General features: G+C 73.3%; 19 protein-coding genes. 10 read left to right on the forward strand and 9 right to left on the reverse strand.

The genetic code is table 11. The annotated features are described in order from the left end of the window. The first annotated feature begins 3 nt into the window (after positions 1–3). Together AB0368_RS01175 and AB0368_RS01180 are read left to right on the forward strand one after the other, a co-directional pair. Positions 4–582: a hypothetical protein gene (locus AB0368_RS01175; protein ID WP_366151719.1), complete on the forward strand. Its 579-nt coding sequence runs from the start codon at positions 4–6 to the stop codon at positions 580–582. Beyond that, entirely contained in the window at positions 566–2,398 is a 1,833-nt protein-coding gene (locus AB0368_RS01180) for a hypothetical protein (RefSeq protein ID WP_366151720.1), read from the forward strand. Before AB0368_RS01175 ends, AB0368_RS01180 begins: the two co-directional genes overlap by 17 nt. A 7-nt stretch (positions 2,399–2,405) precedes the next feature. Here AB0368_RS01180 and AB0368_RS01185 read toward each other — a convergent pair whose 3' ends face one another. Then, positions 2,406–2,693 (reverse strand): peptidoglycan-binding protein, encoded by a 288-nt coding sequence (locus AB0368_RS01185; RefSeq protein ID WP_366151721.1) that lies wholly within the window; start codon positions 2,691–2,693, stop codon positions 2,406–2,408. Between the two features lie 119 nt (positions 2,694–2,812). After that, on the reverse strand, positions 2,813–3,706 hold the full coding sequence (locus AB0368_RS01190) for a LysR family transcriptional regulator (RefSeq protein WP_366151722.1): 894 nt from the start codon (positions 3,704–3,706) through the stop codon (positions 2,813–2,815). Positions 3,707–3,801: 95 nt separating this feature from the next. On the opposite strand from AB0368_RS01190, the gene AB0368_RS01195 reads away from it, so the two are divergent. Next, on the forward strand, positions 3,802–5,256 hold the full coding sequence (locus tag AB0368_RS01195; protein WP_366151723.1) for an MFS transporter: 1,455 nt from the start codon (positions 3,802–3,804) through the stop codon (positions 5,254–5,256). Here the strand turns inward: AB0368_RS01195 and AB0368_RS01200 are convergent. The 3 genes from AB0368_RS01200 to AB0368_RS01210 form a co-directional block, all read right to left on the reverse strand. Further along, on the reverse strand, positions 5,186–6,985 hold the full coding sequence (locus AB0368_RS01200) for an NAD-binding protein (RefSeq protein WP_366151724.1): 1,800 nt from the start codon (positions 6,983–6,985) through the stop codon (positions 5,186–5,188). The genes AB0368_RS01195 and AB0368_RS01200 overlap by 71 nt on opposite strands. A gap of 12 nt (positions 6,986–6,997) precedes the next feature. Beyond that, positions 6,998–7,384, reverse strand: a complete 387-nt coding sequence (locus tag AB0368_RS01205; protein WP_366151725.1) for a DUF6394 family protein — start codon at positions 7,382–7,384, stop codon at positions 6,998–7,000. Between the two features lie 67 nt (positions 7,385–7,451). After that, positions 7,452–7,928 (reverse strand): DUF732 domain-containing protein, encoded by a 477-nt coding sequence (locus AB0368_RS01210; RefSeq protein ID WP_366151726.1) that lies wholly within the window; start codon positions 7,926–7,928, stop codon positions 7,452–7,454. 151 nt (positions 7,929–8,079) lie between these two features. Here AB0368_RS01210 and AB0368_RS01215 point away from each other — a divergent pair, with 151 nt between their 5' ends. After that, on the forward strand, positions 8,080–8,961 hold the full coding sequence (locus AB0368_RS01215) for a trypsin-like peptidase domain-containing protein (RefSeq protein ID WP_366151727.1): 882 nt from the start codon (positions 8,080–8,082) through the stop codon (positions 8,959–8,961). A 26-nt stretch (positions 8,962–8,987) separates the two neighbouring features. Here the strand turns inward: AB0368_RS01215 and AB0368_RS01220 are convergent, their stop codons facing one another. Then, the gene (locus tag AB0368_RS01220) at positions 8,988–12,449 is read right to left on the reverse strand and encodes an ABC transporter ATP-binding protein/permease (protein WP_366151728.1); all 3,462 of its coding nucleotides are present in this window, start codon (positions 12,447–12,449) and stop codon (positions 8,988–8,990) included. A gap of 111 nt (positions 12,450–12,560) precedes the next feature. On the opposite strand from AB0368_RS01220, the gene AB0368_RS01225 reads away from it, so the two are divergent. The 6 genes from AB0368_RS01225 to AB0368_RS01250 all read left to right on the forward strand — a co-directional run bounded on the left by AB0368_RS01225 (position 12,561) and on the right by AB0368_RS01250 (position 21,230). Then, entirely contained in the window at positions 12,561–13,175 is a 615-nt protein-coding gene (locus AB0368_RS01225) for an aminoglycoside phosphotransferase family protein (RefSeq protein WP_366151729.1), read from the forward strand. A 66-nt stretch (positions 13,176–13,241) separates the two neighbouring features. Then, entirely contained in the window at positions 13,242–17,774 is a 4,533-nt protein-coding gene (locus tag AB0368_RS01230) for a glycoside hydrolase family 2 TIM barrel-domain containing protein (RefSeq protein ID WP_366151730.1), read from the forward strand. 123 nt (positions 17,775–17,897) lie between these two features. Beyond that, a complete protein-coding gene (locus AB0368_RS01235) occupies positions 17,898–18,353 on the forward strand; it encodes a hypothetical protein (RefSeq protein ID WP_366152371.1) in 456 nt (151 codons plus the stop codon). An 80-nt stretch (positions 18,354–18,433) separates the two neighbouring features. After that, positions 18,434–19,060 (forward strand): type II secretion system protein, encoded by a 627-nt coding sequence (locus AB0368_RS01240; RefSeq protein ID WP_366151731.1) that lies wholly within the window; start codon positions 18,434–18,436, stop codon positions 19,058–19,060. Further along, positions 19,057–20,610, forward strand: a complete 1,554-nt coding sequence (locus AB0368_RS01245; RefSeq protein WP_366151732.1) for an RICIN domain-containing protein — start codon at positions 19,057–19,059, stop codon at positions 20,608–20,610. Before AB0368_RS01240 ends, AB0368_RS01245 begins: the two co-directional genes overlap by 4 nt. Continuing rightward, complete coding sequence (locus AB0368_RS01250; protein WP_366151733.1) at positions 20,607–21,230, forward strand: type II secretion system protein; 624 nt, start codon at positions 20,607–20,609, stop codon at positions 21,228–21,230. The genes AB0368_RS01245 and AB0368_RS01250 overlap by 4 nt, the downstream gene beginning before the upstream one ends. Before the next feature lie 2 nt (positions 21,231–21,232). Here AB0368_RS01250 and AB0368_RS01255 read toward each other — a convergent pair whose 3' ends face one another. From AB0368_RS01255 to AB0368_RS01265, 3 genes are read right to left on the reverse strand one after another with little or no spacing between them, the layout of a single operon-like run. Beyond that, positions 21,233–22,411, reverse strand: a complete 1,179-nt coding sequence (locus AB0368_RS01255) for a metallophosphoesterase (RefSeq protein ID WP_366151734.1) — start codon at positions 22,409–22,411, stop codon at positions 21,233–21,235. Positions 22,412–22,435: 24 nt separating this feature from the next. Next, a complete protein-coding gene (locus tag AB0368_RS01260; protein WP_366151735.1) occupies positions 22,436–23,116 on the reverse strand; it encodes a nucleoside/nucleotide kinase family protein in 681 nt (226 codons plus the stop codon). Between the two features lie 5 nt (positions 23,117–23,121). After that, positions 23,122–23,991 (reverse strand): sugar phosphate isomerase/epimerase family protein, encoded by an 870-nt coding sequence (locus AB0368_RS01265; RefSeq protein ID WP_366152372.1) that lies wholly within the window; start codon positions 23,989–23,991, stop codon positions 23,122–23,124. Positions 23,992–24,007 lie beyond the last annotated feature (16 nt).

The following is a 24,007-nucleotide window of genomic DNA, read 5'->3' on the forward strand; positions in this document are numbered from 1 at the left end:
CTCATGACCGTCACTGCCCGCTCGGGCCGGGGCGCGGCGCTCACCGTGCTCAGCCCGATGCCGCGCCTGTGGGCCGGCCCGCTGCGGCTCATCCTTTACGTGCGCAAGCTTCTCGGCCCGAGCCGTGACCTGCAGCGGATGTCGTTCATCCACTTCGCGCACTGGACCGTGATCACGAAGTTCCCGTTCCAGCGGCGCCGGGCCCGGTACGCGTACCTGTTGTTCCGCAGCGACTTCAACGGCGACTGGGACGAGTACGTCGACGCGTTCTCGATCATGATCCCGCGCCGGATGGCGTTGATCTGGGGCTGGTCGTACGGCTTTCCCGGCGCCCTGCCGACGGCGCCCTTCCGGGGCTACATCGGACGCAACGACCTGCCGGTCGACCACTACTGGGCGGCGTACCCGGAGTCGTCGGTGACCGAGGTGACGGCGGCGCTGCGGGTGCGCGACGCCTACCGGGCCCGCTTCGGCGACCTCGACCCCGGCGCCGCTCCGGCCCATCCGGCGTGGCCGCTGTTCCTGCACGACGTCCAGGGCGACCTCTACACGTGGGAGCGCGACGATGACGCGGCAGCCTGATCCCGGCACCCGCTCGGTGACCGTGCTGGCTCGGGTCTCCGACGGCCGGGCGCCGGAGCTGCGCAAGGCCCTGCGCGAGGCCGGTACGCCGTTCGCCCACGTACCGGGTGTCCACTTCGCCCGCCTGGTGGTCGTGGAACATCCCGTGACGCAGACCCGCCCGGCGGTGTGGGGCTGGAAGGCGCGGTTGCTCGACCTGATCGTGCACGGTGGGCGGGGGTCGCGGCCGGACGACTTTCCGCATCCGTACCTGTTGCTCACCGCCACGGTGGACGGACCGCAGGAGCGCTTCTTCGCGGGGATCCGTGCCCTCGGACCGGAGGCCGACGCGATCTGGGACCACTGCACCGGCTATCCGGGCAGCGAACGCGCGGAAGCCTTCGTGCGGTACTTCGCCGACCGCAGCCTGCGGGCCGGCTACACCTTCGCCGGCGCGCCGGACGGCACGGTCGCCGAGCTGCGCGACGCCGTACGCCTGCGCCGGCGGCTGGCCGGCCTGGCCGCCGACGGCGCCGATGGCCGTGTCCCTGCTCTCACCTCCTCGGGCCGGCCCGCCGCTCCCGCTCGCGCGGAGGGGGAGAGCCCGCTGCCGTTGGGCGACATCCAGGGCATGGTGCTGCGCGGGTACGGCCACCACCTCGCCGCGACGCATCTGTTCCTGCGGTTCACCGAGGTCGCCGGGGCCCGGGCCTGGCTGGGTGCGGTGGCGCCGCGGATCACCTCGGCGGCGGACGTTCAGGAGCGGCCTAATCGCGCGCTGCACCTGGGCCTGAGCCACGCCGGGCTGGCGGCCGTCGGCGTGACCCGTGACGAGCTGGACCGGTTCCCGCAGGAGTTCCGCGCCGGCATGGCCGTACGCGAGCCGGAGCTGTCGCCGGGGCGGGGCACCGACCCGTGGAACGGCTTCTTCGCCGATCCGGGCAGCGTGCACGCCGTGCTCATGGTGTCGGCGGCCACGCCGCAGATCCTCGGCGCGGTCGTCCGCGAGCTGCGCGCGGGCGTGACGGCGTCCGGGGGGACCGAGGTCGCCGGCGAGCATCACGGCGAACGGCTGCTGGCGGCCGGCGGCGACCGCCGGGCCTTCATCGAGCACTTCGGTTTCGCCGACGGCCTGTCCACCCCGCTGGTCGAGGGCTACCACCGGGGATCGAGGGAGGAGCTGCTGCCGCCGGGGGAGTTCGTGCTGAAGCTGCGGGACGTGGACGGCGACATCGCCGGACGGGACCTGCCCGACGAACTGGCGTGCCACGGCAGCTACCTGGTCTACCGCAAGCTCGAGCAGGACGTCGGTGCCTTCCGCGAGACCGTGGGCGCGGTCGCCGATCACTTCGCGGGCGGGGCCGGCGATGCCGGGGCGGCCCTGGTCGGACGCCGGCGTGACGGCGGGACCCTGGACCTTTGCCCGCGGGCTTCGCACGTACGCCGCGCCAACCCGCTCGACACGCTGCCCGGCGGCCGCAAGCTGTCGCGGCGGCACATGATGCTGCGGCGGGGGATTCCGTACGGGCCGTACCTGCCGGAGGGCGCTCCCGACGACGGCCGGGAACGGGGGCTGCTGTTCCTGGCGGTGGTCGGCGACATCCGGCGACAGTTCGAGTTCGTGCAGAGCGAGTGGATGGCCGACGGCAACGTCTTCGGCCGCGGCGGCGAACAGGACGTCTTCACCACGGCCGGCGGGCCGCACGCCCGGATCCTGGTCGAGGGGGAGACGCCGGTCCACGTGCCGATCCCGCGACCGCTGGTGACCTGCCGCGGCGGTGAGTACTTCCTCCTGCCGGGCCTGGCCGCACTCCGGGCGCTCGCCGCCCGGCGTTGAGCGGCGGTCAGGCCGCGTACTCGAAGCGGCGCAGCTCCCCGGCCTCCTTGGCGTAGCGGGCGAGCAGGTGCACCGTGCGCGGGCCGGCCACGCCGTCGGTATCGAGGCCGACCCGGGCCTGGAAGCGGCGCACGGCGAAGGCGAGGGCCTCGTCGCCCTCGCCGACGGCCATGCCGAGCTGAGCGAACAGGTCGCGGACCGCGGCGGGGTCGGCGGCGGGCGCGGCCTCGCCGGTCCAGCCGATGAGACCGCCGACGGCCGTCCCGACCACGCTGAGCATTCCTCGTGCCGACATCGCTACCTCCTGGGGGATTTCTCTGGGGTGACTCCAGAATCCGGGGAAAGCCTGTGCGGGACATCGGACCGCGGTCCTGACCTGCTGTGGATCCGCTGCGACTTTCGGCCGATCCCGGATCAGCCGGGGTCGCGGCAGGCGTCCGCGACGCGGTCGCGCAGCCACCGGTGGGCCGGGTCGGCGTCGAGTCGCAGGTGCCACAGCAGTGACACCGTCACCTCCGGCGCCGGGAACGGCAGTGCGAAGCAGTGCATGCCGTGCCGCAGGTTCTCGGTGTGCCGCTCCGGGACCGTGGCCACCAGGTCGGCCGCCCGCGCCAGGGCCACCGCGGCGCCGAAGCCGTCCACGACCGTCACGATGTCCCGCCGCCGCCCCGCCGGGCGCAGCGCCTCGTCGACCAGGCCCTCCGCCAGGCCGCGCCGGGACACGTGCACGTGGCGTGCGGAGGCGTACCGGGCCGTGGTGACCTTGCCCGCGCTCAGCGGATGCCCCTCGCGGACGACTCCGACGAACCGGTCGGTGAACAGGGGCCGGCTGCGCACGTCCGGAGGGGGGAGCTCGTCGGCGACGCCGGTCTCGAGGTCGACCGCGTCCCGGAGCGCGCCGGGATCCGGCCTCGTCTTCTGCAGGAAATGCAGGCGTACGCTGGGTGCCTCGGCGCCGACCGTGGCCACCAGCCCGGGTCCGAACCGCTCCACGAACCCGTCGCTGCAGCGTACGGAAAAGCTTCGAGCCAGGGTCGCCAGATCGAGACGCTCTGCCGGGCGCAACACCTCCCCGGCGTCGCGCACCAGGCCGCGCACCCGGTCGCGCAGCTCGAGGGCGCGGGGCGTGGGCACCAGTCCCCGGCCGGAGCGCACCAGCAGGGGGTCACCTGTGGCGCGCCGCAACCGGGCGAGCGCGCGGCTCATCGCGGACGGGCTGAGCGCGAGCCGCTTCCCGGCCCGGGTGACGCTGCCCTCCTCGAGCAGAACGTCCAGCGTGACGAGGAGGTTGAGGTCGGGGCGCGCCATCCGCCGATGATGGCACGGGATATGGCGTCGTGTGCATGGGTGCCTTCACATCTTTGCGCGTTCCGCCCGTCCACGATGCGCCATACGGTCGATCCGTGACCTCAAGACCGGCCTCGCGGTGGGCGCTCACCGCCCTGTCCCTGTCCATGCTCCTGCCGTCGCTGGGCACCAGCATCGCCAACGTCGGCCTCCCCGCCATGGCGACCTCCCTGAGCGCCGCCTTCCACCAGGTGCAGTGGGTCGTGATCGGCTACCTCCTGGCGGTCACGACGCTGATCGTGGGCGTCGGCGGGCTCGGCGACCTGCTCGGGCGGCGCCGTCTCCTGGTGGGCAGTGCGGCGCTGTTCACCGCCGCGTCCCTGCTGTGCGGCCTCGCCCCCAACCTCGTCCTGCTGATCACCGCCCGGGTGCTGCAGGGCGCCGGCGCCGCGGGCATGATGGCGCTGACCATGGCCCTCGTCGGCGAGACGGTCCCGCCGGCCCGTACGGGCCGCGCCATGGGCCTGCTCGGCACGATGTCGGCGGTGGGCACGGCGCTGGGGCCGTCGCTCGGCGGAGTGCTGGTTGCGGGCTTCGGCTGGCGGGCGATCTTCCTCGCGATCGTGCCGCTCGGGCTCCTGACGACCGCGCTCACCTACCGGGCCCTGCCCCGGTCCGCGCCTGCGGAGCCTTCGACCCGGCGGAGGTTCGACCTGGTGGGCACCGTACTGCTGGCGATCACGCTGGGCGCCTACGCACTGGCGATGACGACCGGCGGGCGATCGTCCGGCACCACGACGTTCACGTTGCTCGCCGTCGCGGCAGCCGCCCTCGCGCTGTTCGTGATCGCCGAGAGCCGGGTGCCGGCCCCGCTGCTGCGGCTGCCGCTGCTGCGTGACCCGGGACTCGCCGCCGGCCTGACCACGAGCGCCCTGGTCGCCACCGTCATGATGACCACGCTGGTGGTGGGCCCCTTCCACCTGTCCGGTGCGCTGCACCTCGGCCCGGCCCTCGTCGGCCTGGTGATGTCCGTGGGTCCCGCGGTGTCGGCCCTCGTGGGCGTACCGGCGGGCCGCGCCGCCGACCGCTTCGGGGCCGAGACCATGGTCGCCGCCGGGCTGGGCGGCATCATCGGCGGCGCGGCGGTGCTGTCCCTCATGCCGGCGACCGCCGGCGTCCTCGGCTACGTCCTGCCTCTGGTCGTCGTCACCGCCGGCTACGCGGTGTTCCAGGCGGCCAACAACACGGCCGTGATGGGGAACGTCGCGCGGGAGCAGCGCGGGGTGGTGTCGGGAACGCTGAACCTGTCGCGGAACATCGGCCTCATGACCGGTGCCTCGGTGATGGGCACGGTCTTCGCCCTCGCCGGTGCGGGCGACGGGACGACCGCGCCGGCGACCGAGGTTGCCCGGGGTACGCACGCGACCTTCGCCGTCGCCGCCGTTCTGGTGTCCCTGGGTCTCGCCCTGGTCCTGGCCCTGCGGGTCCGTCGCGGGTGGTTCACCGGCCGTGCGGTACGCGGCCGGTCACCCGTTGCCACAGCCAGCCGGAGGGAACCGTCCGGCCTGTGAGGACGTATTCGCTGACGGCGTGGTGCGTCATGGTGTCGAGCAGGTCCCGCCGGGCCGAGGGGCGGCCGGCGAACAGGATCTGGTCGCCGGACGCCAGGGTGACGTCGTCGTCCGGGCCGAGAATGCTCTCCGACTCCCTCTGCAGCAGCAGCGGCACGGCGGCGATCGGCCGGTCACGGTCGCGCGGGCTTCTCAGGAGGGCGCCGACGGTGGCGCCCCCCGGCTTCACGTGGGGCTCGAGCGCCGGTGCATCGCCGCGGGTGACGGCGATCTTCCAGACGTCGCCCAGGCACGGGCCGCATTGCCCGGTGATGCGGGTGATCATCTCGGCCGCCCAATCGTCGCCGCGGGCCGGCACGTCCTGCAGGAAGCGCCAGAGCAGCGGGGTGCTCAGCTGGGCGTAGACCTCGCGGGCCACCATCTCGGCGGGTACCAGGAGCCGATCGGTGTCCATCGCCGCGAAGAGCGGCGCACTGGCCGGGCGGTTCTGCCGGGAGGCGATGAACAGCGAGGGGTTGATCCGGCGGGCGGCCGCGATCAGGGAGAGGTTCGTCGTGTCGTTGTCGGTGCCGGCGACGAAGCCGGCCGCCTGTTCCAGTTCGGCGCGGGCCAGCACGGCCGGTTCGGATGCGTCACCCACGACGACGGCGTGCTCGGCGCCGGCCTCCGGCCGCAGGTCGATGATCCGGACGTCGAGGCCCTCGGCGCGCAGGTCCTCGGTGAGCTTCCTGCCGAAGCGGCCGTAGCCGCAGACGACCCAGCGCCCGGCGACCGGCGGCCGGCCCCGGGCGGGCAGGTCGGCGCCCGGGCCGCTCTCCAGCCAGGACATCAACCGGTACGAGGCGGGCGAGCGCAGGGCCAGCCCCAGGTGGTCGCCGAAGCGGTCGAACGGGTTGACGACCGTCGGTGAGCCGAAGGCCCGCATCCGGTGGTCGATCGCGGGCGAGACGGTCCTGGCGATGACCGGAAGGCTCGGCCGGATCAGGGCGGCCGTCATGGTGACGACCAGATTGACCTCGTCGTCGTCGGTCAGGGCGAGCACCCCCGCGCACTGCGGGTGCTCGAGCCCGGCGAGGCCGAGGGCGCGAGGATCGCCGGCGTCGACGGCCAGCCCGGGGACGTCGGCGTGGTACGAGTCGACGTCGAGCGAGTCGACGCGTTCACCGGCGGCGTCGAGCACGACGAAGCGCCGCCCGATGGCGTCCAGCTTCCGGCCGAGCAGCTGCCCGGTCTGGCCGTACCCGACGATGAGCAGGAAGGGCTCTCGCAGCCGGCTCACCGTACGGGTGAAGCGTTGCCGCGCCAGGGCCTGCCGGAACGCACGGTCCTGCAGCAGGGTCAGCAGCGACCCGATGGCGTACGCCCACCCCACCACCGTCAGATAGATGGTCGCCGTCACCCACAGCCGTTGCGCACCGGTGAACGGGTCGGGGATCTCGCCGTACCCGATGGTCGTCGCCGTGTAGCTCATGAAGTAGAAGGCGTCGAAGAATCCCATCCGCGTCGCGTACCCGGCGGCGTCCCTGCCGGGGATGAGCGTCAGGCCGAGCACGCTGACGGCGAAGATCGTGATCAGCACGATCAGCGGCGCCCGCATCCGGCGCAGGATCAGGAAGATCGTCGACGACGTCTCCGCCGAGCGCGGGAAGGAGGCGCGCCGCCGGGGCGGGCGTCGCCGGTCGTCGCCGCGGACGAGGTGACGCCAGGCCTGCCGTGCCCGACCAGCCACGACGCCTCCCCGTCAACGCCGGTGGAACGACACGGTCTCGATCACCAGCAGCACGACCGAGACCAGATTGGCCAGCAGGGCGCCCCCTGACAGCGACACCACACTGGCCATCGCCTGCCCGTCCAGCCCGGCCGACGAGATCTCGGTGGCGTACGCCCACACCAGCGCCGCGGTGATCAGCTGGAGGTCGGCGACGAGACTGGTGGCCAGGTGCACCGCGCCGATCTGGGTGCGGTCGCCGAACTTCAGCACGGTCGCGATGAGGCTGACGACGACGGCGGCGAACAGCTCGTACACGTTGTGCAGCGAGGGGTCGGACAGGTCGCCGATGAAGAATCCGAGGTTGAGCGTCGCGGCCAGCAGCACGAAGAAGCCGAAGATCACCTTTTCCAGACTCATACGCAGCTCCCCGGTCGGAGCCTCACGCTAACCCGGACGGCGCCGCGGCGCTGAGAAAGCGGCCCGGTCAGAACTCGTCGACGCGGCGGTCCTGGTCGGGGCAGACGGTGTCGATCGCCAGCTTGATCAGTTCGCGGGCGGTGGCCTGGTCGGTCGCCCCGGCGTCGGCGGTGCCCAGGCTCCGGGTCCGGGCCACGACGTCGTCCGCGTCCTCGCCGTCCGCCAGGTCCGTGCAAGCCTGATCGGCGATCGCGGAGATCTCCTCGTCGCGCCGGTCCAGGACGATCCCGGGGAGCTTGTCGCGGACGGTCGCGACGAAGGCGTCCGGACCGGCCGCGGTCCGGGCTGCCGGGGCTTTCCGCGCCGGGCGAGGGCGTCCGGTCGGGGCCGGGCCGGCCGTGGTGCTCTCGGTCGCCAGGGCCCGCGTCGGCGTCGTCACGCTGCTGGTGGTCGCCGGCACCGGCACGGGGGCCGGCTCCGCACCGTCGTCGCCGCACCCGCCGAGAGCCAGCAGGAGCGCCGTGGCGGCCAGCCACCGTGTCATTGTCCACCCCGTCGTTCGCCGAATTGCCCTGCCGCAGGCCTAACGGCGGCGGTCCGCGAGGGCGACGCCCCGCACGGGTGAATCCGGCGCGTACAGCGAACCCACAGACGGCTCACCGCGAGCTGACAAGGTGCAGCGCGACAGTGAACTCATGACCGATCTGTTGACCCGTCCCTCGTACGCCGACGGTCCGGCGAGCGCCGCGCCGCCACCCGTACCGCCGCTGCCGCCGCACGTGATCAGTCACCACGGCGGGGGAGAGCGGCGCTGGCCACGCCGGGTCGCCGGCGGCGCGGTGCTGCTGGCGCTGATCGCCGGCGGCGGTACGGCCGGAGCCGCCGTCGCCGAGCACTACACCGGCACCCCGGCCGCCGCCGCGACGACCGGCACCGCCACCACGTCCACGACCGCGGCGACGCAGGACGCGAGCCTCGCCGCGGTCGCCGCGAAGGTGTCGCCGAGCATCGTCACCGTGCTGATCGACGGCCGGGGCGAGTCGGCGCTGGGCTCGGGCGTCGTGCTGAGCGCCGACGGGCTTGTGCTCACCAACAACCACGTGATCGAGTCGGGCGGCACGGTGAGCGTACGGCTGGCGGACGGGCGTACCGTTCCGGCCTCGGCCGTCGCGGCCGACACCACCCACGACCTGGCGCTGGTGCAGGCGAGCGGGCTGTCCGGGCTCACCCCGGCCACCTTCGGTACGGACAGCAGCGTCGCCGTCGGCGACACCGTCCTGGCGTTCGGCGCGCCGCTGGGCCTGGAGGGCACGGTGACCTCGGGCATCGTCTCGGCGCTGGACCGGGAGGTCGACACCGGCACGGAGAAGCTCACCGGCCTGCTGCAGACCGACGCCGCCATCAACGAGGGGAACTCCGGCGGCGCCCTGGTCGACACGTCGGGCAATGTCATCGGTATCAACGTCGCGATCGCCACCGCGAGCGACGAGAGCACGGGCAACGTGGGGGTCGGGTTCGCGATCCCGGCGGACACCGTCACCCAGGTCGTCCAGCAGCTGGAGACCCAGACCCGCTGAGCGGCGGGCCCGGGTCTCCTTCCGGCTCAGCCGGCCAGGTGGCCGTACCGGTCCTCGAGCTCGCGCCAGGTGCCCTGCGCCACCGCGCGGCCGCCGATGAGGACCACCACCCGGTCGGCGCGGGACAGCGCCGCCCGCTTCGACGTCGAGCCGACCACCGTGACGCCGTGCTCGCGCAGCGCCCGCCACAGGTCCAGCTCGGTGGTGACGTCCAGCGCCGACGACACGTCGTCCGCGACGAGCAGCTCGGTGCGCGGCGCCAGCGCCCGGGCCAGGGCCAGCCGCTGGAGCTGACCGCCCGAGAGCCGGGTGCCCTTGTGGCCGATCAGCAGCTGGAGGCCGCCGCCGGCCGCCGCCAGGTCGTGCTCGAGCTGGGCGGTCGTCACCGCATCCGCGGCGTCCACCTGGTGCCCGAGCGCGATGTTGTCGGCGACCGTCCCGGACAGCACCCGGGGCAGCTGTGCCACGTACCCGACCTGATTGGGGCGCAGGAACGTCTCCGGCTCGTCGACCGGACGGCCGTTCCAGGCCAGCGTGCCGGTGTGGTGCACGATCCCGGCCAGGGCCCGCAGCAGCGAGGACTTGCCGGCGCCGACCGGGCCCACGACCAGGACCAGCTCGCCCCGCTCGACGGTCAGGTCGACGTCCTGGGCGCCGACGGTGCCGTTCTCGTGAACCGCGCTGAAGCCCGCGAGCTCCAGCCGGCGCAGCGGGTCGCGCGGGGCCGCCGGCGGAGCGTCGGCCGTGCCGGCCGCGATGTCCACACCGGGCACCGCCGACGAGTACGCCGCCACGCCCGCCATCGCCGCCGTCCGCCGCGTCCACACCCGCGCCGACGGGAAGTGCGACACCAGCGAGGCGGTGGTCCACGCGAACCAGCGCGCCGCACCGAGCACGGCCACGGCGATCAGCGTCGCGGCCGCCGACAGGTCCCCGGACAGGTACATCGCCCATGCCGCGATCGGCAGCAGGCCGCTGAGCAGCGACGGCGTGGACCGCGCCCACACCTGGATGGCGATCTCGTGGCGCTGCCGCTCGCTGCGCACGCCGTCGAGCTTCGCCAGGTGGCCCAGCACCGGCACCGTCGCGCCGGCCAGCTTCACCGTGCGGGCCGCCGACAGCGACGAGACCAGGGCGGTCGCGAAGCCGGCGCGGGCGGCGACCGTACGCCGGGCCGCCCGTTCCAGCCGCGGCCCGAACAGCGTGGCGGCCAGCCCGGACACCACCATCGTGCCCGCGAAGAACAGCGCCGGCACCCACGACCGGGAGGCCAGCGTCATCGCGAGGATCATGACGAGGCTGACGGCGGTGTCGATGAGGTTGTCGGCGAGCATGACGACCCGTTCGGTGTCGCCGCCCTGCGCCACGACCTCGGCCGGGGTGTGCTTGCTGATCCGGCGCGGCCCGATCTGCCCGTGCACCAGCCGCATGCTGATCCGCAGCATCTGGCGGACCCACCACTCCGGGAACCAGGCGCCGGTGTAGTACAGCGTCGGGATGGCGACGATCAGGGCCGCCGCGATCGCCAGCGCGGGCCGCAGCGGATCGCCGACGCCGTCGACGACCTGCGACCAGAGCAGCGGCAGGATTGCGCCGTCGAGGCCCAGCAGCACGAGCACGGCGAACAGCGCGACCGCGGCCAGGCCGTACCGGGCGTCGTTGGTGGTCAGCCGGAAGATCTCCCGCATCGTGCGGGCCGGCGGCGGCTCGGGCAGCGGCGGTGGTTCGGCCAGCGGCAGGTTGTTGCCCAGCTCGGACGGGACCGGCTCCTTCGGCTCCCGCTCCAGCAACGCGACCCCGCCGCCGCTGCGGGCCGGCGCCACCACGTTCGAGCTGGCCAGCAGCTCGGCGAAGCGGCGCGACTCGGCGAGCGGGCCGGCCTCGAGCACCTCGCCGTCGGCCAGCACGACGACCTCGTCGCAGCGGCGCACCGAGGACAGGCGGTGCGCCACGATGACGCCGATGCGGCCCTGCAGCAGCCGGTCGGTGGCCCGCTGCACCCATGCCTCGGTGACCGGGTCCATCCGCGCGGTGGCCTCGTCCAGGATCACCACCTGCGGGTCGCGGACCAGGATCCGCGCGAAGGCGACGAGCTGTTCCTGGCCGGCGGAGAGCACGTAACCGCCCTCGCCGAGCTTGGTGTCGACGCCGTCGGGGAGGCTCGCCGCCCACGCGTCGAGGCCCAGCTCGGCGAGGGCCGTCGCCGCCTGGGGCAGCAGCGCCTCGTCGAACAGGGCGATGTTCTCGGCGAGGGTGCCGGCCAGGATCTCCGTACGCTGCGGCACGATCGCCGTCCACCGGCGCAGGTCCTCGACATCGAGGTCGTTGATGTCGGTGCCGGCGAGGGACACCGCGCCCGGCGGCACGTCCACTGCGCGGGTCAGCACCTTCGCCAGCGTCGACTTGCCCGAGCCGGTGCGGCCGATCAGCGCGTACGACCGGCCCCGGCGGAACGTCAGGCTCACGTCGCGCAGCGCGGGCGGCCGGCCGGAGTCGGACTCGCCGTAGCGGAACGTCAGGTTGCGGACCGTCAGGTCGCCGTCGGCCGGTGGGAGACCGCCGGCCGGTTCCTGCGGCACGGCGCGCAGCAGCTGCACCCGGCTCCAGGCGCCGAGCGCGTTCTGCAGCTCGGGCACCATCCGGGTGACGTGCTCGAGGGTGCCGCCGAAGCCCAGCGCCAGCAGCCAGACCGCAGTCAGCCGGGCGCCGTCGATGTGCCCGGCGGTCAGGGCCCACGCGCCCCCGACGACCAGGACCGCGATGAGCGTCCGGGTGATCGCCCCGGCGCCCATGGTGATCCGCGACGACATCCGCCACACCCGGCGCCCGCGTTCCAGCACCTCCCGGGCCCGCTGGGCGTAGAGACGGCGCACGTACGGCGCGGCGAGGCTGGTCCGTACGTCGTCCTGGCCGTGGATCGCCTCCTCCATCACCGCGGCGAGGTCCGACCAGGCCTCCTCCTCGCTGATCCGGGCGGGCGAGATGCGCTGGATCGGTTTGGTCATGACGGCCACGAGCAGGATCGACACCAGCACCATGCCGACGCCCGCCGGCCACCACGCGAAGAACGCCGTGACGATCGACAGGCCCGCGACGGCCAGCGACTGGGCCAGCCGGACGCCGCTGCCGCGCACCTCGGAGCCGACCTGGTAGACGTCGTTGTCGATGCGGTCGAGCAGCTCGCCGACCGGGGTGTTCTCCAGCGTCGGGACGTCCTGGCCGAAGGCGACCTTGCACAGCCCGCGGCGCACCGCGGCCGCCCAGTCGGCGGTCAGGCGCGCGGCGGCGAGGCCGACGACGACGTCGCTCAGCACCGCCACCACGAGGGCGGCGGCGAGCACGCCGAACACGGGCATCGACCGGTCGACCAGCACCGCGCCGGCGAGGCCGAGGGCGCCGGCCTGCCCGGCCGCGCCCAGCACGATGAGGACGGCGATGAGGGCGGTGCGACGGGGCGAAACAGCCCATAAGTCGCGGAGCAGGCGCATCGATAGTCCTCAGGCAGAAGGGAAGGCGGTGGCTCCATCCTGCGGCTACGGCCCGGACGGCTCAACGCAATTACCTGGCCGGCCATGGTCACCTGTGTCACGATCGCGGCCGTGCACGTACCCGCAGTGGTGACCGCGAAGGCCCGGGCCGCGCAGGCGGACGACTGGCTGGCCGCCCTGCCGTCGCTCCTCGCCTCGGAGATCCTCACCGATCTCGCCCGGCGGGTGTGGCGCCCGGCGGCCGGAGCGGGGCTGCCGACCGGCGCGGACAAGGGGCGGTGGCTGATCCGGCACATCCGGCAGCGCTGGGCGGAGCTCGGGCGGCCGTGCGGCGAGCGTACGGTGGCGCACGCCGTCGCCTGCGCCGAGCGGCGGATCGAGGCCCACGACGACGCCCGGGCGGTCCTGGTCCACGGCGACGTCCACCAGTGGAACGCCCTGCAGGCGGGCGGCGGATGGCGGCTGGTCGACCCGGACGGCCTGCTCGCCGAGCCCGAGTACGACCTCGGTGTGCTGATGCGGGAGGACCCCGCGGAGCTCATGGCGGGCGATCCGTGGGACCGGGCCCGCCTGCTCGCCGCCCGCACCGGCCTCGACGCGACCGCGGTCTGGGAGTGGGGTGTCGCCGAGCGGGTCTCCACCGGCCTGCTGGCGGCCGGCATCGGCCTCCAGCCGGTCGGCGATCAGATGCTGGCCGCGGCGGAGGCGATCAGCGCCCTGCATTGACATGCCCCCCCGGGCGGGAAAGTATCAATATCGGTCGATAATCGTCGCCGAGCCCGAGGAGTGCCCGTGCGCCGTCTCGTCACCGCCGCCGCTGCCCTCGTGCTCGTCACCTCGCTGGTGACCGCCGCCCCCGGATCCGCCACCGCCGCCCCGGCGCCCGGTGGTCCGCAGACCGTCGCGGACGTGTATCGCTACCTCGAGGATCCCGAGCTCACCGGCGAGGGCCAGGAGCAGCCGCACGCCGACCTCCGGCCGTACGCCTCGATCGCGGACGCCGCCGCGGACGTCACCGACCACGACGGTCCGAGCCCGTACGTCCGCTCGCTCGACGGCGCGTGGCGACTGAAGATCTTCGACCGGCCCGACGACGTCCCCGCCGCGTTCCACCAGGCCGGCTTCGACCCGTCGGCGTGGCCGTCGGTACGCGTGCCGCACACCTGGCAGTCCGACTTCGCCGACCACCCGATGTTCCGCAACATCCCGAGCGACATCGTCCCCGACGACCCGCCCCGGGTGCCGCGCGACGTCAACCCCACCGGCGCCTACCTGCGTACCGTCGATCTGCCGGCGTCCTGGCGCGGCGGCCGGGTCTTCCTCCGCTTCGAGGGCGCGACCAGCAACTACCTGGTCTGGGTCAACGGCGCCTACGTCGGGTACGACCAGGGCGGCTACACGCCCGCGGAGTTCGACGTCACCGAGCGGCTCAAGCCGGGCCGCAACACCATCGCCGTGCAGGTGCACCGCTGGGGCTCGGGGGCGTACCTCGAGGACTTCGACCAGTGGCGCTACAGCGGCATCTTCCGCGACGTCGTCCTCTACCGCACCGAGCAGACCCGGCTGCGGGACGCGTACGTGACGACCGACCTGGACGCCTCCTTCACCGACGCCGCCCTCTCGGCCCGGGTCGACGTCGCCGGTGCGCCCGGGGCGTTCACCGTGCGCGGCACCCTGCTCGACGGCAGCGGGCGTACGGTGACCACCACCGAGGCCGCCACCGGCGCGGGCCGGGTGACGCTGACCGCCCCGGTGCGGAACCCGGCGAAGTGGAGCGCCGAGGAGCCGAACCTCTACACGCTCGCGCTGCAACTGCTCGACGCGGGCGGACGCGTGCTGGAGACCACGGCCCAGGCGGTCGGCTTTCGCGAGATCGAGGTGCGCAACCGGCAGATCCTCGTCAACGGCCGCCGGATCCTGGTCAAGGGCACCAACCGCGCCGAGACCGACCCGGACACCGGCCGGCACGTCACCCGGCAGGCGCAGCGCGACGACGTGTTCCTGATGAAGCGGCTGCACCTCAACGCGGTCCGCACCTCGCACTACCCGTCGGACCCGTACCTCTACGACCTCGCGGACCGGCACGGCCTGTGGATCGACGACGAGGTCGACATCGAGACGCACAACCACGAGAGCTGCCCCTCGGTCTGCCTCGCGGACCGGCCGGAGTGGCAGAAGGCGTTCGCCGACCGCTTCCAGGCGATGGTGGCCCGCGACAAGAACCACCCCAGCGTCATCCTCTGGGACACCGGCAACGAGGCCGGCCTCGGCGCCGCGCATTTCGCGATGGCCGCCTGGGCCGACGCCAACGAGCCCACCCGGCTGCTCTACCACCAGTCGAACAGCCCGGACGGCGACGCCCCGTACGCCGACGTCGACGGTCCCCGCTACCCGACCCCGGCCCGGCTGGAGGCGCGGACGCTGAGCAGCACCAAGCCGATCGTGATGGGGGAGTACGCCCACGCCATGGGCAACGGGCTGGGCAACTTCGACGAGTTCTGGGCGCTGGCCCGCAAACACCCCGAGATGCAGGGCGGCTTCATCTGGGACTGGGCCGAGCAGAACCTGCGCCAGCCGCTGGTGCTCACGCCGGACTCGGCGCCCGGACACCTCCAGGCCTTCCTGGTCGGCAAGCCGGGCCAGGCGCCGGGCCACCGCGGCAAGGCCGTCGAACTGTCCAGCCTGGACGACTACGTCGACGTGTTCCGCGACCGCCGTCTCGACCTGACCGGCCCGCTCACCCTGGACGCATGGGTCAAGCCGGGGGAGTGGGCCGGCAGCTTCCCGATCCTCACCAAGGGCCAGGGGTACGCGCTGCAGATGCGGGACCGCCACACCCTCGAGTTCGGCGTCGACGCGGGCGGCTGGGCCACCGCCGCCGCGGCCGTCCCCGCGAACTGGTACGGCGCCTGGCACCGCGTCACCGGCGTATACGACGGCGCGGCGCTGCACCTGTACATCGACGGCGCCCGGGTGGCCTCGGCTCCCCGGACCGGCGCGGTCGACCCCGGCCTGTACGAGGTGAACGTGGGCCGCAACGCCGAGACCCAGCAGGACAACGACCTGTGGAGTGCCCGCCTCGGCCGCGGTCTCGTCGACGATGCCCGCATCTACGCCACCGCCCTCAACCCCGATCAGCTCGCCGCCGGAGCCGGCAAGGCCGTGCTCGCCCTGGACTTCGACACCTTCCGGCGCCGCGGCGACTTCCTCAGCCTCGGCATCAGCCTGTCGGGCACCGACGGCCTGGTCGGCTCCGACCGGTACGTGCAGCCGGAGACCGCCGAGATGGCGTGGGCCCAGGCGCCGGTGCGGATCAGCGCCACCGACGCCGCCGTCGGGCGCATCACGCTGCACAACGAGCAGCAGGCCGGCGCGCTCGACGTCCAGGTGCGCTGGACGCTGACCGAGCAGGAACGGACCCTGCGCTCGGGCACCCGTACCGTGCACCTGGAACCGTCCGGGTCGGCCGACCTCGCCACCGGGGCGGTGCCGGCGAACCCGCAGGACCGGGAACGCTTCCTGACCGTCACGGCGACGAGCACGCGCGACCTGCCGTGGGCCCGCCGCGGCTGGGTGCTGGGCCAGGACCAGTTCGCGGTCGGGGGTACGGCGGTGCCCGGCGTGGCGACGCCCCCGGTGGCCGGCGCACCGGCGCTCACGACCCGCGGCTCGACGGTGACGGTGTCCGGGCCCGGATTCGGCTACCGCTTCGACGACGGCGCCCTGGTGTCGCTGCGCAGCGGCGGCCGCGAGCTGCTGCGCGGCGGGCCGCTGCTGGACGTGTGGCGGCCGCCGACCAGCAACGAGACGTACGACTGGGGCACCGACGACCGCCGGATCTGGCACGACACCGGCCTCGACGCGCTGAGGTCGTCGGTGACCGGCGTACGGGCCACCACCGAGGCGGACGCCGCCGTGGTCGAGGTCCGCAGCCGGTGGACCGGTACGGGCATCGCGTTCGACCAGACGCTGCACTACCGCATCGACCGGCGCGGCACGATCACGCTGCGCCAGGACGTGGTGCCCTCCGGGCCGCGCCTCGGCTCGCTGCCCTACCTGCCGCGCGTCGGCCTGTCGCTGCGGCTGCCCGCCGAGCTGCAGCAGTTCGCCTACCACGGGCGCGGGCCGCAGGAGTCGTACAACGACCGCCACGACGGCGCACCGATGGGCGTGTACCGCAGCACCGTCGCCGACGAGTACGTGCGGTACTCGCGGCCGCAGGCGTACGGCAACCACACCGACGCCCGGTGGGCTGCCCTCACCGACGGGCGCGCGGGCCTGCTCGTCGGTGGCATGCGCGACGTGAGCGTCACCGCGTACGACGACCTCGACCGCGCCGAGTACGACCACCAGCTGCCGCTCGTGCGCAACCGGGGCTGGGTCACCCTGCACGCGGAGGCGGGCGAGACCGGCATGGGGGAGACGCCCAACTCGGTGCTGGCGCCGTACCGGTTGTCGCCGACCAGCCCGTACTCGCAGGAGCTGGTGGTGCGGCCGCTGACCCGGCGTGAGGCGGCGGCCGGCGGCGTCCCCGACTCGGACGTGCCGGCGCCCTGCCCGCCGTCGCTCGCCGCCACCACCGACGGGTCGGTGCAGCCCGGCGTCGCGGAACCGGTCCAGGTCATGGTCACCGCTCGCTGCGCCGGAGGGCTCGAGAACGCGACGGTACGGCTGACCGCCCCGCAGGGCTGGACCGTCGAGCCGCCGTCGGTCACGCTCGGCACGGTCGCGTACGGCATCCCGGCCACGGCGGCCTTCCGGGTCACCGCGCCGCCGGACACGGACGTGGGGACGTACGCCCTGACCGCCACCGCCGAGACGACCACCCCGACCGGCTTCACGTCCACCACCTCGGCGACGGTGACCACGGCGGCGCCGCTGCCACCGGGCTGGGCCTGGCTGAGCGACCGCCCGTACACCCCGCAGACCAACGGCTGGGGCCCGGTGGAGAAGGACCGCAGCAACGGCGAGCAGGCGGCCGGCGACGGCGGCCCGCTGACCGTCGCCGGAACCGCGTACCCGAAGGGCCTGGGAGCACACGCGGCCTCGACGGTGACCGTGCCGCTGTCGGGTGCCTGCTCCCGCCTGCGCGCGGCCGTGGGCGTCGACGACGAGACCGGCACCGGCGGCTCGGTGGTCTTCTCGGTGTGGCTCGACGGCGAGCTCCGCTACCAGTCGGGCGTCCTGACCGGCGCGGACCCGGCCACCGCCGTCAGCGTCGACCTCACCGGGGCGACGACGATGGAGCTGCGGGTGTCCGACGCCGGCGACGGCAACGCCCTGGACCACGCGGACTGGGCGGCGGCCCGGGTAGCCTGCGCCTGATGTACCCGCCCTCCCCGTGGCGCCTGCGCGGCCAGCTCCACCTGTCGGTGTTCGCCGTGCCCCCGCCGTGCCCTGCCCCCGCTGCCCGGCGGCCTGCGCCCGCTGACCCTGGGCGGCCGTACCCTGGTCGGCGCGGCCTGGGTCGCCTACGAACCGGGCGGCACGCTGCACTACCGGGAGCTGCTCGCGGCGGTGCTGGTGCGGCCATTGCGCCCTTCGATCATGGACATCTGGGTGGACAGCCCCGAGTCGTGCGAGGGCGGCCGAGCCCTGTGGGCCATCCCGAAGGGCCTCGCCGAGCTTTCCGTCGCCCCGTCCATGGCCGCGGCCACGGACATCGCCCGCGCCGAGATCCGGCCGGGCCGCCGCCTCCCGGGCCGGTGGCCGGCCCCGCTCTCCCTGCTCCAGGCCCGCGACGACGGCACCCTCGTGCACACCGCGGTGAGCGGCACGGCGGCGCTGCGGCGCACCCGTATCACCTGGCACATCGAGCCCGGGAGTCCGCTGGCGTACCTCGCCGGCCGGAAGCCGCTCCTGTCGCTGACGCTCGCGGATTTCCGCCTCCGCTTCGGCACGTAGGGCCGTCCTGGCCCGGCTTCCTAATGTGCCGCCCCGGGCCGTCGATGTTGCCCTCGTCCGCCGACGGAGGAGCAGGCTTGATGACGAAGCGCAACCAGCGCCGGCAGGGCATGCCCGCCGAACGCGCTGTCGCGTTGCGCGACGCCGGGGTGTCCCTGGTCGAGCTCGTGATGACGCTGGCGATCATGTCGATCGTGACGGCTCTCGTCACCGCGTCGATCCTGCAGATGTACCGCAGCAGCGGGCGCGACGAGAGCCTGTCGATCGAGATCTCTCAGCTGCAGACGGCCTTCCAGCAGCTGGACCGCTCGGTGCGCTACGCGAGCGGCATCAGCGAGCCGAACGCGGCCGCGACGCCGGGCGGCAGCTGGTACGTCGAATGGACGGCTGTCACCGCCGGCGCGACCGTCTGCACCCAGCTCCGGTTGGAGGGGCCGTCCGGGCAGCTGCAGCGGCGGACGCGGCCGCCGGGCGGGCCGACCGGCGCCTGGGCCACCGTGGCGTCCGAGCTCGTCGGCACCGACCCGTTCACCCTGGAGCCGGCCAGTTCCAGCACCTATCCGCACCAGCGGCTCACGGTCAACATCGAGGTGCGCTCGGCGGGGGAGTCCGCGGTCGGCCGCCGGTCGGAGATGACCTTCACCGCCCTGAACACGAACTTGACGACGGCCGCCGGCAGCGTCTGCACCGACATGGACCGGCCGTGACGCGGCGGGGACGCGGCGACGACGGCTCGATGCCGCTGGCCACGCTGGTGATCATCATCGCGGTCGGGCTGAGCGTGCTGCTGATGACGACGTTGACGCGGGAGACGGTCAGCACCCGTACGGCGCAGAGCCGGGCGACGGCGCTGGTCGCCGCCCGTACCGCGCTGGCCAGCGCGCTGGCGAGCTTGCGCGCGGCCCACGACACCGACGGCTTCGGTGTGCCGGCCGACCTGCCCTGCAGTCTGACGCCGACCGCCCAGGTGACCGGGACCATGGGCGGCACCGGCGCCGGCTATACGGCGAACATCTGGTACCTGGCGGAGAACCCCGAAGCCCATGACGAGGACTGGGTACGGGCCAAGGGCATGCCCTGTCCCTCCCAGCTCCCGGAGCGCCCGCAGTACGCGTACGTCCTCGCGGTGGGGACCTCCGCCGACGGGCAGCACCACCGGACGCTGATCGGTACCTACCAGTTCAAGCTGCGGGACAAGGGCAACGTACCGGGCGGCCAGATCATGCTGTACCGCACCAGCTCGCAGGACTGGTGTCTCACCGCCCCGCCGCTCTCCGCCGACATGGCGTTGACGGTGGAGACCTGTGCCGACAACCCGGACGGCACGCCGGTGGACTCCCAGCTCTTCGGATACATGTTCGACCTGTCCATCCGGCACATGAAGGCCACCAACGACGAGGGGTTGTGCGCGGACGCAGGCTCCCCGGAGAAGGTCGGCAGCGTGCTGAAGCTCCAGAAGTGCGGCGGCTCGCCGGCGCTGCCTCGCCAGCAATGGAGCTTCGACGAGAACAGCAACTTCCGGGGCACCAACGACGGGAAGACGCTCAACGGCTTCTGCTGGACCGTCCAGTGGCCCGATCACGGAATCGTCCTGAACGACATGTCCGGGGGACTGAACGGGAACTCGAAGCGGTGCGGGCTGACGCTGACCAACTACCAGTCGTGGAACGTCACCCCTTCCGCCGGCTCCGGAGCGGCCGCCAACCCCGCCTCAGGGCAGCTGGTCAACTACCGCCAGTTCGGCAAGTGCTTCGACTACACCGGTTACAAGACGGACGGTTCCTACCCGGGCTACCCGATCTGGGCCTTCCCGTGCAAGCAGTCGCCGAGCATCCCGGACCGGTCCTGGAGCCAGGTGTGGAACCAGGTGTGGGTCGCGCCGAAGCCGGAGGACCCCCCGGGGCTCATCGTCGTGACGGACCCGGCGGGAGCGAAGCTCTGTCTGCGGGTGCCGGGCTTCAACTCCGGCCGCCCCTACGCGGCCACCGCGGACAAGTGCCCGTCGTCGTCGGATCCCACGCGGCCCCAGTACATCTGGCGGGTGCGCGGTGCGATCGCCCCCACATTCGACGAGAAGTACCGCATCGAGGGCACCGGGACCTACGCGAACCAATGCCTCGCGCCACTGCCCGGGGTGTACTCCGCCGTGCAGGCCGACTGGATCGGTCTCGTGCCGTGCACCGGCGACTGGCTGCAGAAGTGGAACGCCACCCCGCCGGTCAGCACGTCCGGCCTGACGAACGTGACGGAACGATGAGCGGGCCGGCGCGGCTGCCGGCCGACGACGGGTTCTCGCTGGTGGAGACCATCGTCGCGCTCGGCATCGTCGGGGCCGTGATGACGAGCGTCGTCATCTTCTTCGTGGGCTCCGGCGGCGTGCTCCGCCGTCAGGCGGACTCGCAGGCCGCCGTGCAGCTGGCCGCGGGCGCGATGGACTACGCCAGCCAGCTGCCCGGCGAGAATCTGATGCTGGGCCGCACCCAGACCGCGGTGGAGACTCAGTTGGCGACGGCGAAGGCGGCCGGGTGGCGCGCCTCCGAGGTCGGCGTCTATGTCGACGACGCCCTCACCGCACCCGCGTATCAGGACCCGGGCCAGTCGACGACCTCGTCGATCAAGACGTTGCCGACCACCGCGGAAGCGGTCAAGATCGACGGCGACACCACCCCGTACGAGCGGTGGTGGTTCGTGGGCCGTTGCTGGCAGCCGAAGAGCGGCGGCGCATGCACCAACCCTGCCAACCATGACGGTCTGATCGCCATGCTGCGCATCGTCGTCGCCATCAAGTGGCCGTCGCCGGATTGTCCGGGCGGCCGGTGCGAGTACGCGACCGCCATGCTGACCGAGGCCGACCTGGACGATCCCACCTGGAAGTGACGTCAGCGCCGCAGGGTCAGCAGCGTGATCTCGCTGGGCGCGAACACCCGGAACGGTGGTCCCCAGAAACCGGTGCCCCGTGAGGTGTACAGCTGGGTGCGCTCGCCGTGCCGGCTCAGGCCCTGGAGCACCGGCTGGTCGAGCCGGACGAGGTAGTGGAAGGGCCAGATCTGGCCGCCGTGGGTGTGGCCGGACAGCTGGAGGTCGACCCCGTGGGCGACCGCGCCGGTGATCTGCTGCGGCTGGTGCGCCAGGAGCAGGACCGGCAGGGACGGGTCGGTGCCGCGCAGCGCCGCCTCGTGGTCCATGTGGTGCCCCGGCACGCCCGAGCCCGCCGCCGTGCGGTCGTCCACACCGGCGACGACCAGGCTGCTGCCGTCGCGGGTGACGACGACGTGCCGGTTGTGCAGGGCCTCCCAGCCGAGCGAGGCCATGTGCTCGACCCAGCGCTGGGCGCCGCTGAAGTATTCGTGGTTGCCGGTCACATAGACGCGGGCGAGCTTCGCACGAACGTCGCCGAGCGGGGCGGCCTGCTCGCGGCGTTGCGCCACTTCGCCGTCCGCGATGTCGCCGGTGTGGGCGACGATGTCCGGGTTGAGGGAGTTCACCACGTCGACGACGCCCCGGGACCAGCGCGCGCGGTCGATCGGGCCGTAGTGGGTGTCGGTCAGAAGCACGATCCGGAGGCCGTCCAGCCCCGGGCCGAGGCGGGGGATCGTCACATCGACGCGGCGGACGCGGGACACGCGCATCGCTTCCGCGTACCCCCAGAGGAGCAGGACCAGCGCGACCAGCGCGACCGCCGCCGTGACGATGCGGGAGCGGACCGGATCGGCGACGCCCGCGACGGCCAGGACCGCGCGCAGCAGGTTGCCCAGGATCGACCACACGAACAGCACCCAGACGACGCCGAGCAGGGTGTCGGCCGTGCGGGCGGCGCCGTCGCGGTGATGGCGGCCGTGCCCGGAGAACATCAGCACCGGGAAGGCCGCGGCGAGGGCGGCGACGAGGACCGTGCCGGCCGCGAACACCGCGCCGGGCCAGCGGTTGCCGGCCCAGATCAGGGTCCACCAGGGCACGCCGAACAGCAGCAGGAGGACGGCGGTGACGATCAGGCCGAAGCGTACGGCCCGGCCCGGCCGCCGCCGCGGCTCGGTCTCGACGGCCTCACCGACAGACACGTGTGAAGTCTGCCATGGGCGGATTCACGACGGTGGAGTGCCCAGGCCGCGGATCAGTGACGCCGGCACGAGCAGGTCCGCCCGGTCCCGGGTCGCCTCGATCACCGCCGCGTTGCGTTCGTCGGTGCCGGTGGCCCAGGCGACCGCTGCCTGCTGCTCCTTGCCGAAGCGGACGTGGCGGGCGATCAGGCGGTCGAGGCGGGATTCGCGGTCCAGGTCGGTGTACCAGATTTCGTCGAGCAGCGGCCGTACCTTGGTCCACCGCTCGTCGTCGACCAGCAGGTAGTTGCCCTCGGAAACGATGAGGCGGGCCGAGCGGGGCACCGGGATGGCGCCCGCGATCGGTTGCTCGATGACGCGTTCGAAACCGGGTGCGTACACGATGTCGTCGGTGTCCTCGTGCAGGCGGCGCAGCAGGGCCGCGTAGCCGAGGGCGTCGAAGGTGTCCGGCGCGCCCTTGCGGTCGCGGTTGCCGAGCCGTTCCAGCTCCACGTCGGCCAGGTGGAAGCCGTCCATCGGCACGTGCGCGACCCAGCCGGCCGGGCCCTGCGCCGCGATCGCCGCGACGAGTTCCTCGGCCAGCGTGGTCTTGCCCGCGGCGGGGGCGCCGGCGATTCCCAGGATCGCGCGGCGGCCCCCCTTCACCAGGTCGCGGGCCCGGCGTACCAGGGCGTCGAAGGTGAGGTCCTCGGCCGACCTCGCCATTGCGGTCATGAGGGCCGGGCCGTCAGCTGGTTGGCCATGAAGGCGCGGGCGTGCCGGGCCAGGTCCTCGCCGTCGGACCACAGGTTGCGCCAGATCGCCAGGTCGTTGGAGAGGCCGCGGGCGACGACGGCCGACGAGAACGACTCGAAGGTGATCGGGCCGGTGTAGCCGACGTCCTCCAGGGCGTGGAAGAACGACGTGAAATCGAGGTGGCCGGACCCGAGGTAGCCACGGTGGTTCTCGCCGATGTGCACGTAGCCCAGGCGGTCGCCGACCTCCCGTACGGGTCGCACGAGGTCGTCCTCCTCGATGTTCATGTGGTAAGTGTCCAGGTGCACGAGCACGTTGTCCGCCCCGATGTCGTCGGCGAGCCGCAGAGCGTCGCGGGCGGTGTTGACCACGTTCGTCTCGTAGCGGTTGCAGACCTCCAGGCCCAGCGTCATGCCCCGGGTGCCGGCCTCCGCGGCCAGCTCGCGCAGCACCCGGACGACGTTCGCCCGGCCCGCCTCGGTGAGCGGGGCGCCGTACTTGCCGAGGGCGCTGTAGAGGGCGCCGGTGAAGTGGGTGCCGCCGAGGTCGTGGGTGATGGCCAGCGAGTCGTGCAGCAGTTTCGCGCCGCGGTCGACCACCGCGGGGTCCTCGCTGGAGACGTCGGCGTCGAAGGCCAGCCCGCGTGAGCAGGCGACCTTCAGCCCGTGTTCCCGCAGCAGCCCACGGGTGGCCGCCACGTCGAGGTTGAGGGAGTCGTGGAGGGAGAACTCGAGCAGGTCGAAGCCGGTCTTGGCGGTCTGGGCGACGGCGTACGCGACGGCGGCGGGCGACGTGTCGCCGGCCCAGACCAGAGCGTGGACGCCGAGGGGATTGCGCAGCTGCATGAGGGGTGTCCTTGGG

It is taken from the genome of Actinoplanes sp. NPDC051475, assembly GCF_040689425.1.
Lineage (GTDB): Bacteria > Actinomycetota > Actinomycetes > Mycobacteriales > Micromonosporaceae > Actinoplanes.

Coding starts and splice junctions, on each gene's coding strand:
- AB0368_RS01250 (WP_366151733.1), top strand. CDS start 20,607: ATGAGCGGGCCGGCGCGGCTGCCGGCCGACGACGGGTTCTCGCTGGTG.
- AB0368_RS01205 (WP_366151725.1), bottom strand. CDS start 7,384: ATGAGTCTGGAAAAGGTGATCTTCGGCTTCTTCGTGCTGCTGGCCGCG.
- AB0368_RS01260 (WP_366151735.1), bottom strand. CDS start 23,116: ATGGCGAGGTCGGCCGAGGACCTCACCTTCGACGCCCTGGTACGCCGG.
- AB0368_RS01240 (WP_366151731.1), top strand. CDS start 18,434: ATGACGAAGCGCAACCAGCGCCGGCAGGGCATGCCCGCCGAACGCGCT.
- AB0368_RS01180 (WP_366151720.1), top strand. CDS start 566: ATGACGCGGCAGCCTGATCCCGGCACCCGCTCGGTGACCGTGCTGGCT.
- AB0368_RS01190 (WP_366151722.1), bottom strand. CDS start 3,706: ATGGCGCGCCCCGACCTCAACCTCCTCGTCACGCTGGACGTTCTGCTC.
- AB0368_RS01215 (WP_366151727.1), top strand. CDS start 8,080: ATGACCGATCTGTTGACCCGTCCCTCGTACGCCGACGGTCCGGCGAGC.
- AB0368_RS01175 (WP_366151719.1), top strand. CDS start 4: ATGACCGTCACTGCCCGCTCGGGCCGGGGCGCGGCGCTCACCGTGCTC.
- AB0368_RS01210 (WP_366151726.1), bottom strand. CDS start 7,928: ATGACACGGTGGCTGGCCGCCACGGCGCTCCTGCTGGCTCTCGGCGGG.
- AB0368_RS01265 (WP_366152372.1), bottom strand. CDS start 23,991: ATGCAGCTGCGCAATCCCCTCGGCGTCCACGCTCTGGTCTGGGCCGGC.
- AB0368_RS01185 (WP_366151721.1), bottom strand. CDS start 2,693: ATGTCGGCACGAGGAATGCTCAGCGTGGTCGGGACGGCCGTCGGCGGT.
- AB0368_RS01220 (WP_366151728.1), bottom strand. CDS start 12,449: ATGCGCCTGCTCCGCGACTTATGGGCTGTTTCGCCCCGTCGCACCGCC.